At 73.3% G+C, this 11199-nt stretch carries 12 protein-coding genes; 6 read left to right on the top strand and 6 right to left on the bottom strand.

The window, feature by feature from the left end; all coding sequences use genetic code 11:
• From ACIP5O_RS34030 to ptsP, 3 genes are all read left to right on the top strand, one after another.
• Positions 1-261 (top strand): hypothetical protein (locus ACIP5O_RS34030; protein ID WP_401300795.1); only part of this gene is annotated, 261 nt, incomplete at its 5' end.
• A gap of 252 nt (positions 262-513) precedes the next feature.
• Complete coding sequence (locus ACIP5O_RS34025) at positions 514-963, top strand: PTS glucose transporter subunit IIA (RefSeq protein ID WP_401300792.1); 450 nt, start codon at positions 514-516, stop codon at positions 961-963.
• Positions 964-1044: 81 nt separating this feature from the next.
• Positions 1045-2715: a phosphoenolpyruvate--protein phosphotransferase gene (gene ptsP / locus ACIP5O_RS34020; protein WP_356548327.1), complete on the top strand. Its 1671-nt coding sequence runs from the start codon at positions 1045-1047 to the stop codon at positions 2713-2715.
• Between the two features lie 73 nt (positions 2716-2788).
• On the opposite strand, the gene ACIP5O_RS34015 is transcribed toward ptsP, so the two are convergent.
• Together ACIP5O_RS34015 and ACIP5O_RS34010 are read right to left on the bottom strand one after the other, a co-directional pair.
• Entirely contained in the window at positions 2789-3691 is a 903-nt protein-coding gene (locus ACIP5O_RS34015; RefSeq protein WP_401300789.1) for a hypothetical protein, read from the bottom strand.
• 22 nt (positions 3692-3713) lie between these two features.
• Positions 3714-3986, bottom strand: a complete 273-nt coding sequence (locus tag ACIP5O_RS34010; RefSeq protein WP_401300786.1) for a hypothetical protein — start codon at positions 3984-3986, stop codon at positions 3714-3716.
• On the opposite strand from ACIP5O_RS34010, the gene ACIP5O_RS34005 reads away from it, so the two are divergent.
• Entirely contained in the window at positions 3973-4233 is a 261-nt protein-coding gene (locus ACIP5O_RS34005) for a hypothetical protein (RefSeq protein ID WP_401300783.1), read from the top strand. The two genes, ACIP5O_RS34010 and ACIP5O_RS34005, sit on opposite strands and share 14 nt — an antisense overlap.
• 73 nt (positions 4234-4306) lie before the next feature.
• On the opposite strand, the gene ACIP5O_RS34000 is transcribed toward ACIP5O_RS34005, so the two are convergent.
• Positions 4307-6277, bottom strand: a complete 1971-nt coding sequence (locus ACIP5O_RS34000) for an acetoacetate--CoA ligase (protein WP_401300780.1) — start codon at positions 6275-6277, stop codon at positions 4307-4309.
• A 214-nt stretch (positions 6278-6491) separates the two neighbouring features.
• Between ACIP5O_RS34000 and ACIP5O_RS33995 the strand changes: the two genes are divergently transcribed.
• On the top strand, positions 6492-8642 hold the full coding sequence (locus tag ACIP5O_RS33995; protein ID WP_401300778.1) for a glycoside hydrolase family 31 protein: 2151 nt from the start codon (positions 6492-6494) through the stop codon (positions 8640-8642).
• A gap of 50 nt (positions 8643-8692) precedes the next feature.
• On the opposite strand, the gene ACIP5O_RS33990 is transcribed toward ACIP5O_RS33995, so the two are convergent.
• Positions 8693-9208 carry an NUDIX domain-containing protein gene (locus ACIP5O_RS33990; protein WP_401300775.1) on the bottom strand — a complete coding sequence of 172 codons (516 nt, stop codon included), beginning with the start codon at positions 9206-9208 and terminating at the stop codon, positions 8693-8695.
• A 132-nt stretch (positions 9209-9340) separates the two neighbouring features.
• Between ACIP5O_RS33990 and ACIP5O_RS33985 the strand changes: the two genes are divergently transcribed.
• Positions 9341-10144: a M15 family metallopeptidase gene (locus ACIP5O_RS33985; RefSeq protein ID WP_401300772.1), complete on the top strand. Its 804-nt coding sequence runs from the start codon at positions 9341-9343 to the stop codon at positions 10142-10144.
• Between the two features lie 43 nt (positions 10145-10187).
• Here the strand turns inward: ACIP5O_RS33985 and ACIP5O_RS33980 are convergent, their stop codons facing one another.
• Both ACIP5O_RS33980 and ACIP5O_RS33975 read right to left on the bottom strand, forming a co-directional pair.
• Positions 10188-10793, bottom strand: a complete 606-nt coding sequence (locus ACIP5O_RS33980; protein WP_401300769.1) for a GTP-binding protein — start codon at positions 10791-10793, stop codon at positions 10188-10190.
• Positions 10774-11199: a DUF742 domain-containing protein gene (locus ACIP5O_RS33975; protein ID WP_125668439.1), complete on the bottom strand. Its 426-nt coding sequence runs from the start codon at positions 11197-11199 to the stop codon at positions 10774-10776. Before ACIP5O_RS33975 ends, ACIP5O_RS33980 begins: the two co-directional genes overlap by 20 nt.

Below are 11199 nucleotides of genomic sequence, written 5' to 3'. Positions count from 1 at the left end.
GTTGATTTTTGGCACGCTGTTGAGTTCTCAAGGAACGGACGCTTCCTTCGTACTCACCCTCTCGGGCTTTCCTCCGGGCTTTTCCCTTCGGTCTTTCGTGTTTCCAGCTTAGCAGATCCGTTTTCCGTTTCTGCCACCCGCTGGAGCGGGTTGCTGGGGCTGGAATTCGCTTTCGCGTTTTCCGTTCCCGGCGGGATCAAACATTACCAGGCTTTCTCGGTCCCCCTGACCACGTCCCGCTGCGAGCACGCAGAGGTGTAGACCACTGGGGTTAGGATCTGGCTTGATAGGTGCTGCCGACCCGCGACTCAAGGCCGCGTTGGGGTCAGGCAGGAGTACGACAGTACATCCCACCGTCAGTAGAGGCAAATCGTCGTGGGTAGTCCCTAGCTCCGCCCAACTGGTACGTCTCGTGCGGAACCGGGACTTCCCATGACATACGCTTCGGAACAGTTCGCCGTCCAGGACAGGTAGTGACGGCGCCACACAATCTCCGCCCCTGGGAGGCTTCCCATGACAGTCGTGACCTCGCCGCTCGCCGGCCGTGCCATCGGTCTCGCTGCAGTTCCCGATCCGGTCTTCTCCGGTGCGATGGTCGGTCCCGGTACCGCCATCGATCCCGTACGCGAGCCCTCCGAGGCCGTCTCCCCCGTCGACGGGGTCATCGTCTCCATGCACCCGCACGCCTTCGTCGTCGTCGACGCCGAAGGACACGGTGTGCTGACGCACCTCGGGATCGACACGGTCCAGCTCAACGGCGAGGGCTTCGAGCTGCTCGCCGGCAAGGGCGACACCGTGACGCGCGGACAGGCCGTCGTGCGCTGGGACCCCGCCGCGGTCGAGGCCGCCGGCAAGTCCCCCATCTGTCCCGTCGTGGCCCTGGAGGCCACCGCGGACTCGCTCTCCGACGTCGCCGAGACCGGCGACGTGGCCGCCGGCGACAGCCTCTTCGGCTGGAGCTGAGCCGGTCCGTCCGCTGTGACGACCGCGAGTTCGACATTCAACGCGGCGGCAGGGGCCGCCGCTCAATCGGAGACGGGTGAGATGGAGACAACGCTGCGAGGCGTCGGCGTCAGCCACGGAGTGGCGATCGGCGAGGTCCGGCACATGGGCACTGCGGTTCTGGAGCCGCCGGCCAAGTCGATTCCGGCCGAGGAGGCGGAGCGCGAACAGGGGCGTGCCCGTCAGGCCGTGGAGGCCGTGGCCGCGGATCTGAACGCCCGGGGCAATCTGGCCGGTGGCGAGGCGCAGGCGGTCCTCGAGGCCCAGGCGATGATCGCCCAGGACCCGGAGCTCATCGCCGACGTGGACCGCCGGATCGCGGTCGGCAGCACGGCCGAGCGCGGCATCTACGACGCCTTCTCGCACTACCGCGAGCTGCTCGCCGGCGCCGGCGAGTACATGGCGGGCCGGGTCGCCGACCTGGACGACGTGCGGAACCGGATCGTCGCGCGGCTGCTCGGCGTGCCGATGCCGGGCGTGCCGGACAGCGACGAGCCGTACGTGCTGATCGCGCGGGACCTGGCGCCGGCCGACACGGCGCTGCTCGACCCGGCGCTCGTGCTCGGGTTCGTGACCGAGGAGGGCGGACCGACCAGCCACAGCGCGATCCTCGCGCGGGCGCTGGGCGTGCCGGCCATCGTGGCGCTGCCGGGCGCGGGCGAGCTGGCCGAGGGCACGCTCATCGCGGTCGACGGTTCCACCGGTGAGCTCTTCGTGGAACCGAGCGAGGAGAAGAAGGCGGCGCTGACGAAGGCCGCCGCCGAGCGCAGGGCCGCGCTGGCGACGTCCACCGGGCCGGGTGCGACCTCGGACGGGCACAAGGTGCCGCTGCTGGCCAACGTCGGTGGTCCGGCGGACGTGCCGGCGGCGGTGGAGGCCGGTGCGGAGGGCGTCGGTCTGTTCCGTACGGAGTTCCTCTTCCTGGACGACAGCAAGCAGGCGCCGTCCGAGGAGAAGCAGGTCGAGGCCTACCGTCAGGTCCTGGAGGCGTTCCCCGAGGGGCGTGTGGTCGTGCGCGTCCTGGACGCGGGTGCCGACAAGCCGCTGGACTTCCTGACCCCGGCCGATGAGCCGAACCCGGCGCTCGGCGTGCGGGGTCTGCGGTCGCTGCTCGACCACCCGGAGGTGCTGCGGACGCAGCTCTCCGCCCTCGCGAAGGCGGCCGAGGGGTTGCCGGTGTACCTCGAGGTCATGGCGCCGATGGTGGCCGACCGTACGGACGCGAAGGCGTTCGCCGACGCCTGCCGCGAGGCGGGGCTGCGGGCGAAGTTCGGTGCGATGGTCGAGATCCCCTCGGCCGCGCTGCGGGCGCGCTCGATCCTGCAGGAGGTCGAGTTCCTCTCGCTGGGCACCAACGACCTGGCGCAGTACACCTTCGCGGCCGACCGTCAGGTCGGTGCGGTGTCCCGGCTCCAGGACCCGTGGCAGCCGGCGCTGCTCGACCTGGTGGCGCTGTCCGCCGAGGGGGCCAAGGCCGAGGGAAAGAGCTGTGGTGTCTGTGGCGAGGCCGCTTCGGATCCGCTGCTCGCGTGTGTGCTGACGGGCCTGGGTGTCACCTCCCTCTCCATGGGCGCGGCGTCGATTCCGTACGTGCGGGCGACGCTGGCCAAGTACACGCTGGCGCAGTGCGAGCGCGCCGCGGCCGCGGCGCGGGCCGCGGACACCGCGCACGAGGCGCGGCTGGCCGCGCAGGCGGTGCTGTCCGGGGAGTGATCCACTGAGGTGAGCGACGACGAAGGGGCTTTCCGCACGGAGGTGGCGGGGAGCCCCTTCGTCGTGCGCGGGGTCAGTGGTGGGTGGTCCAGTCGTCGTCGGGGCCGGGGGCGAGGGGGAAGCCGGCGCGGTACTCGACGCCGGGTTCCGGGGAGAGGGGTTCTCCCGTGCGGGCGTCGGTGCAGTAGGCGGAGAAGACCTCGGCCTCGGTGAGCGGGGTCAGGGTGCCGTCGGTGAGGCGCCAGCCGTGGAGGCGGTCGGGGGTGTCGGGGGCGGTGGTGCGCAGGACGAGGCCGCCGGGGGCGGCGAGGGCGATGCCGGCGGCGAGGACGGCGGTGAATTCGGTGGCGAATTCGGTGCCGGTGGTGTCCTCGGGCGGTGGGGTGCCGTCGGTGTGGAGGACGGCGAGGAGCTGGTCGTCGGCGGCGGGGACGCTGCAGACGAGGTGGTGGGTGCCCGGTCCGGCGGCTTCGAGGAGGCGGACGAGCAGGCGGGCGGCCCGCTCGTAGGCGGCTTTGCCGATGTCCTTGCCGCAGCTCGCGCAGTCGCCGGCGGTGGCGAGGACTGTGGTGGCGTACTCCCAGGTGGCCTGGCGGACGGCGGTGTCGACGAGTTCGGGGAGGAGGGCGGTGAGGGGCTGTCCGGTGTAGGTGACGCGGGCTCCGGTGGCGGCGAGGTGGGCGGTGAAGCGGCTGCGGCTCGCGGGCCGGTCGGGGTCGGTGGCGGTCTCGGCGCACCAGGCCGCGTACTCCTCGGGGTCGAAGAGGGCGACGGTGGTGTGGGTGCCCTGGCGGGCGAGGGTCTTGAGGAGGGCCTCGACCTGGCGCAGGTAGGCGGTGTGGTCGTCGAAGAGGAACGTGCGGTAGCGGCGCATGGCCGCGAAGTCCTGTTCGTCGGCGAGGAGTCCGACGGTGCTGGGGATCTCGCGGCGCAGTGCGCGGCGGAGGTTCGTCGGGGTGGTTCCGGTCCGTGTCATGTCTCCCCCTGGTGACGGTCGATCAGTGCTCACTCACCGTAACCTTCGCCACTGACAGTGACGGTCCGGAGAGGCGTCGGCGGACGAGGCGGTTCTGGGCGGCGGCGGTGGCGACGAGGGCGGCGCCGAGGACGGGCCAGGCGAGGGGTCCCGCGGAGACGAGGCCGGTCATGAGGAGGGGGCCCGCGAAGCGCTGGGTGGACTGGGCGAGGCCGTGGACTCCGAGGTAGGCGCCCTGGGCGTCGTCGGGGGCGAGGGCGACGGAGATCTCCCAGGAGGCGATGGTGTGGATCATTTCGGCGAAGGTGAGGACGACGGCCGCGGTGATCAGGGCGCCGGTGGCCAGGGAGCGGCCGCCGAGGGCGGAGACGGCGACGGCGAGCGTGCCGGCGGCGAAGAGGCCGGCGAGGGGGAGGAACAGGCGGCGGGCGGCGTCGGTGGTGGCGCCGAAACGGGAGAGCGGGACCTGGAAGAGGACGACGAGGGCGCTGTTGACGACCAGGAGGAGCGGGGCGAGGCCGACGGGGGCGTCCGCCGGGTGAGGTGCCGAAGGCGTAGAGGGGGAACGCCCGGGGCCCCGATCCCGGTGGATCGGGGCCCCGGGCGTTCTCGGGATCAGGCGCGGCGGTTGGCGGCCAGGGTCTCGTAGAAGTGGAGGAGGCCGAGGTCGTCGACCGAGCCGGCGTTGACGGCCTTGGCGAGCGGGGTGCCCTGGAGAAGGCGCTTGACCGGGACCTCGATGCGCTTGCCGGTGAGGGTGTGCGGGACGCCCGGGACCTCGATGATCTCGTCGGGGACGTGGCGCGGGGAGAGTTCGGAGCGGATGGTCCGCTTGATGCGGGCGATCAGCTCCTCGTCGAGGACGGCGCCCTCCACGAGGTGGACGAAGAGCGGCATCCAGTAGCCGCCGTCCGGCTCCTCCAGGCCGATGACGAGGGATTCACGGATCTCCGGGAGGCGTTCGACGGCCTCGTAGATGTCGGCGCTCCCCATGCGGACGCCCTGCCGGTTGAGGGTGGAGTCGGAGCGGCCGTGGATGACGACCGAGCCGTGGTCGGTGATGGTGATCCAGTCGCCGTGGCGCCAGGCGCCCGGGAACATCTCGAAGTAGCTGTCGCGGTAGCGGCTGCCGTCGGGGTCGTTCCAGAAGTGGATCGGCATGGACGGCATGGGGTTGGTGACGACGAGTTCGCCGACCTCGCCGACGACGGGCTTGCCGGAGGGGTCCCAGGCCTGGAGGTCGGTGCCGAGGCCGGCGGCCTGGAGCTCGCCGATGTGGACGGGGAGGGTGGGGACGGCGCCCGCGAAGCAGGAGCAGACGTCCGTGCCGCCGCTGACGGAGGCGATCCAGAGGTTCTCGCGGACCTCGTCGTGGAGCCAGCGGAAGCCGTCGGGGGGCAGCGGGGAGCCGGTGGTGGCGACGCACCGGACGGCCGAGAGGTCGAAGTCGCGGCCGGGGTGCACGTCCGCCTTGGCGCAGGCCGTCACGTACGCGGCGGAGGTGCCGTACAGGGTGGCGCCGGTGCGTTCGGCGACGCGCCACTGGGCGGCGGTGTCGGGGTAGCCCGGGCTTCCGTCGTACAGGACGATCGTCGTGCCGGTGAGCAGGCCGGAGACGAGGAAGTTCCACATCATCCAGCCGGTGGAGGTGTACCAGAAGAACACGTCCTCGGGGCCGAGGTCGCAGTGCAGGCCCAGCTGCTTGACGTGCTCGACGAGGATGCCGCCCTGGGACTGGACGATCGCCTTCGGCAGGCCGGTGGTGCCGGAGGAGTACAGGACCCACAGCGGGTGGGAGAAGGGGACCTGCTCGTAGACCGGCTCGGTGTCGGCGGCGACCAGGTCGTCCCAGGCGAGGGTCCCCTCGGGGGCCGGGGTACCGAGGAGCGGGATGTGGACGACGGCGCGGAGGGTCGGGAGCTCGGCGCGCAGCTCGGCCACGGTGTCGCGGCGGTCGTGCTCCTTGCCGCCGTAGCGGTAGCCGTCGACGGTGAAGAGGACGACCGGTTCGACCTGCTGGAAGCGGTCGAGGACGCTGCGGGCGCCGAAGTCGGGGGCGCAGGAGGTCCACACGCCGCCGACGGCGGCGGTGGCGAGGAGGGCCACGACGGACTGCGGGACGTTGGGCAGGTAGCCGCTGACGCGGTCGCCGGGGCGTACGCCGAGGGCGCGCAGCTCGGCGGCGAGGGAGCCGACCTGGCGGCGGAGCTCCGCCCAGGTCACCGGGGTGGGCTCATGTGTCTCGTCCACATGGAGCAGGGCCGTGTCGTGGGGGCGCTCGTCGGCGGCGCGCAGGGCGTGCTCGGCGTAGTTGAGGGTGGCACCGGGGAACCAGTCGGCGCCGGGCATCGAGCGGTCGCCGAGAACCCTCTCGTACGGGGTGGAGAAGCGGATGTCGAACCACTCGACGACCGCCCGCCAGAACGCTTCGAGCTCCTCGACCGACCAGCGGTGGAGCGCCGGGTACCCGCCCTCGGCCGGGGCGCCGTGGTGTTCGGCCGCCCAGGACTGGAAACGGGTGACGGCGGCCGTGGCGATGCGTTCCTCGTCCGGCTGCCAGAGCGGCTCGGTCTGCGCTGATGTCATGGGGCGGCTCCCTGGCTGTACGCGGGGTCTGCGTGTGTCCCGCGCACGTGCTGGGGTGTGCGCGCGACGCGGCTGACAGGACGATGCCATGTGATCGTCTTTCGCACCAGGGCTGCCCGCCCATGGTCCGGTAGTTGAATATGTGCTCCCACCACGGGTGAACGGCAGTTGAACGCGGCTCGTTCCGCCTTTTCCGGGTGGCAGGGTGAGCTGCATGGACGGTCGTGAGCTGCTGCGTTCGATGAAGGTGTTCGGTCCCGTGGAGGGGTTGCGGACGGTGCGGTCGGCGTGGCGGCGGCGCCGTACGGACGCGTGGGGGACGCCCCCGAGGGGGGCGGAGCGGGCCCGGGTGCCGGGGCTCGCGGAGGCGGCGGAGCCGGGGCCGGGCGGGGGGACGATCCGGTTCGCGCGGTCCTCGCTGCGGCTGTGCGTGTCGGCGGGCGGCACGGTGTTCTGGGGGTGGGACGGAGCCGGTCCGCTGCCCTCGTACGCGCTGGCCGGCGGGGCGCCCGAGCCGGATCCCCGGGCGGCCCTGGAGCCGGACACGGACGGCGGGTGGCGGATCGTGTCGGAGCGGGTGACGGTGGCGGTCTCCCGGCACGGGGCGGTGGAGATCCGGACGCCGGGCGGGCTGCTGCTCCGGCGGGACCTGCCGCCGCGCTGGTGGGAGCCGGTGGAGGCGTCCGGGGGTGCGGGTCCTGCCGAGGGCACGGGCCCTTCTGGGGCCGCGGCTCCCTCCGGGTCCAAAGACGCCTCCGGGGCCGCGCGCTGGGTGCAGCGGAGCGAGGTGCCGGCCGACGCGCGGTTCTTCGGGCTCGGCGGGCGGTCGGGGGGACTGCGGCTGCGGGACGGCTCGTACGGGCTGCGGAGCACGGCGCCCCGGGGGCGTTCCGGCCGGGGGGACGTTCCGTCGCACCTCGCCATGCCCGTGCAGTTCATCGTCTCGGACGCCGGTACGCACCTGGCGTTCCACGACAACTCCTGGAACGGCCGGGTCACCCTCTCCGAAGGCGAGGAGGGGGCCGGGTCCGGGCACGACCGGCCCGGGACCTGCGAGGTCCGGATGGAGGGCGGTCCGCTGCGCTGCTGGGTGGTGGTCGGCACCCCCGCGCGCGTCCTGCACGGCTGGGCGGCCCTCACGGGCGCGCCCGCGCTCCCGCCGTCCTGGGCGCTGGGCCCGCAGCACGCGCGCGAGGGCTCCGGGGGCGCGGCGGAGGTGCGGGGGGCGGTGGACGCGTACCGGAAGCACGGGCTTCCGCTGTCCGCCGTACACCTGGACGCCGGACACCCGGGTGCCGGGCACTCGAACGGTCTGTCCGGACTCGCGGAGGAGCTGCGGGAGGAGGACGTGCGGCTGGTGGCCGCCGCGGACCCGGCGGTGCGGGCGGAGCCCGGGGACCGGGCGCACGACGGCGACGGCCGGGAGACGAGCGGCGTGTACGGCCTGACGACGGCCCGGGCCGGATACGAGGGGCTGCGCCGGCTGCGGCCCGACGAGCGGCCCTTCCTCCTCTCGCGCTCCGGCTGGGCGGGGACGCAGCGGTACGGGGGCACCTGGGCGGGCGGGGTGGCGGCGGGGTGGCCGGGGCTGCGGGCCTCGCTCTCGCTGGTCCTGGGGCTCGGCCTGTGCGGAGTGCCGTACGCGGGGCCGGACGTGGACGGCTCCGGGGCCGACGGCGGTCCGTCGCCGGAGCTGTTCCTGCGCCGGTACCAGCTGGCGGCGTGGCTCCCGCTGTTCCGCACGCGCGCGGGGAGCGGTCCCGGGCCGCACGAGCCGTGGGAGTACGGGCCCGAGGTCCTGGAGCACGCGCGCGTGGCGCTGGCCGAACGGGAGCGGCTGCGGCCGTACTTCACGACCCTGGCGCGGCTCGCCCGGATGACGGGCGCGCCGTACGTCCGGCCGATGTGGTGGGGGACGCCGGAGGACCGGGCGCTGCGGGACTGCGAGGACGCGTTCCTGCTCGGCGACTCGCTGCTCGTGGCGCCGGTCCTGACGCACGGCGCCGACCGGCGGGCGGTGCGGCTGCCGCGCGGACGCTGGTACGACACGGCGACGGGCCGGGCGTACGAGGGGCCCGGGCAGGTGCTGCTCGACGCGCCGCTGTCGCGGGTGCCGGTCCTGGCCCGGGCGGGCGCGGTGCTCCCGGTGCGGGGCGAGGGGGGCGACCCGGTCCTGGAGGTGTGGGCGCCCGCCGCCGGGCGGACGGGCGGGGGGCTCGTCGTACGGGACACGGGGGACGGCTGGGAGCCGGCCGAGATCGAGCGGTACCAGTCGCGCCTCGTGGACGGGCGGGTGGTGGTGGAGCGGGTGACGGACGACGGGGTGGCGGAGCCGGGGCTGCCGGTGCGGGTGCGGGGGCTTTGACCGGCTGGGTCCGCCGGTGCGGGGGCCGGGTCCCGGCGGACCGTGGCCCCTCAGCCGTACTCCCCCGCGAACCACTTCCGCACCGCCTCCGTGTGGAGCGGGAAGGCCAGTTCCCCCGGGGCCCGGAGGAGGTGGTGGCCGCTGGTCTCGTCCGTCGGGGCCGAGGCGGGCAGGGAGGAGGCCGGGCGCGCCGGGAGGAGGCCGAAGAGGAGGAGGTGGCCGGCCGTGGAGCTCATCGCGTCGGCGAGGCGGACCTCCTCGGCGGCGGCCTCGATGCCGGTCTCCTCGCGCAGTTCGCGGGCGACGGCGGCGTGCCAGTCCTCGCCGTGGTCGATGAAGCCGCCGGGGAGGGCGACCCCGCCCCGCCGGGGCTCGATGGTGCGGGTGATGACGACGAGGCCCGTGCCGTCGGCGTCCGTGACGGGCAGGAGGGCGACGGCGACGGGCAGCGGGTTGCGGTAGGCGGTGCGGCCGCAGCCCGGACAGGTGCGGGGCCAGCCAGCGTCGGCGGGGTGGGCCGCGCCGCAGGAGGAGCAGTGGGAGTTCTGCGCGGTCGAGTCGGTCATGGCCGGGTCCCTCACGGTCGGGCGCTGCGGGGCGGGTGCTGCGCGGTCGAGTGCTTCACGGACAGGTGTTTCACGGCCCGACCGTATGCGATCGCCCTTTCCCGGCGCTGCCGGAACTGGTAGACGGGGCCCATGACAGGTCTCACCTCTCTTCTCCGTACCCTCTCCGTCGCGGCCGCCGGGCTGGTCGCCCTCGCCGCCGCTCCCCCGGCCCCGGCCGCGCCGGAGCCCAGGGCACCGCGGGAGTTCGTGGCCCTCGACTCCGTGGACCGGACGATCCTCCAGGAGATGCGCTACGCGACGCCGCACAACTTCACGGGCGTGCCGGTGGACGGCTACCGCCAGCCGCTGTGCGTCCTGACCCGTCCGGCGGCGGAGGCGCTGCACCGGGCGCAGGTGCGGCTCCTCGCTCGGGGCTACACGCTGAAGGTGTACGACTGCTACCGGCCGCAGCGGGCCGTCGACCACTTCGTGCGGTGGGCGGAGGACCTGGAGGACGAGCGGATGAAGAAGGAGTTCTATCCGCTCGTCGACAAGTCGAGGCTGTTCGCGGACGGTTACATCGCGGAGAAGTCCGGGCACAGCCGGGGTTCGACGGTGGACCTGACGATCGTGCGGCTGCCGGCGCTGCCCACGCGCGCGTACCGGCCGGGCGAGAGGCTCGTGGAGTGCTACGCGCCGAAGGCGGAGCGGTTCCCCGACAACTCCGTGGACATGGGGACGGGTTACGACTGCTTCGACACGCGCTCGCACACCGACGACCCGCGGATCACGGGTGTGCGGCGGGCCAACCGGCAGTTGCTCAAGGGGGTGCTCGCCGAGCAGGGGTTCGTGAACCTGCCGGAGGAGTGGTGGCACTTCACGTTCGAGCCGGAGCCGTTCCCCGACACCTTCTTCGACTTCCCGGTGGCGCGGAGGTCGGTGGCCGGGCACTGAGCCTCCCGGTGCGGGGTCCCCTTCCGGGACCCCGCACCGGGGGTCAGGAGGTGGCGGCCGCGTGGGTGCGGTCGGCGAGGACGAGGGCGTGTTCGACGACCGCCACGAGGACGTTCTTCACGGACTCGCGGTCCCGGGCGTCGCACATGACCAGCTCGACCTCGGGGTCGAGGTCGAGGGCTCCGCGCACGCTCTCGGCGGGGAACCGCTGGGCGCCCTCGAAGCAGTTGACGGCCACCGTGAACGGGATGCCGCGCCGCTCGAAATAGTCGATGGCCGCGAAGCTGTCCTCCAGGCGGCGGGTGTCCGCGAGGACGATCGCGCCCAGGGCCCCCTGGGCCAGCTCGTCCCAGAGGAACCAGAAGCGGTCCTGGCCGGGCGTGCCGAACAGGTACAGGACGAGGTCCTCGCGCAGCGTGATCCGGCCGAAGTCCATGGCGACCGTGGTGGTCGTCTTGGACTCGACGCCGTGCAGGTCGTCGACGGGCCGCCCCGCCTCGCTGAGCATCTCCTCGGTCCGCAGGGGCCTGATCTCGCTGACCGCGCCCACCAGGGTCGTCTTGCCGACCCCGAACCCGCCGGCGACGAGGATCTTCAGGGTCACCGGTTCGACGAAGGGCTTGGTGCGGCTAGAGCGCCCGAAGGCCATTGATCACCTCGCGGAGGATGTTCACGTCCGGCAGCTCGGCCGGCGGAACGGGGCGGGTCACGTGGACGAGTTCGTCCTCGACGAGGTCGCCGACGAGGACCCGGACCACCCCGACGGGGAGGTCGAGTCCGGCGGCGAGCTCGGCGATCGACTGGGGCTGCTCGGAGCAGCGTTCGACGATCTCCACGTGTTCCGGGGAGAGCGTCTGGTCCCGGCCGGGGTCTTCGGCGGCGGGTTCGGGGACGACCAATGCGATCAGGTCGAGCCGGTGGCGGGTGGCGGCGCTCGTCCGGCCACGGGTCATCGCGTACGGACGGACCACCGGTCCGGCCTCGTCGTCGAACCAGTGGTGGGGGCGCGGGGTCCGCTCCTCCGCCGTCCGGTTCCGCTCGGCTGCGTCACTCAT

The sequence above is a fragment of the Streptomyces sp. NPDC088915 genome (assembly GCF_044749825.1).
GTDB lineage: Bacteria > Actinomycetota > Actinomycetes > Streptomycetales > Streptomycetaceae > Streptomyces.
The sequence above is the reverse complement of the archived record's forward strand: the minus strand, read 5'-3'. Positions and strand labels throughout refer to the sequence as shown.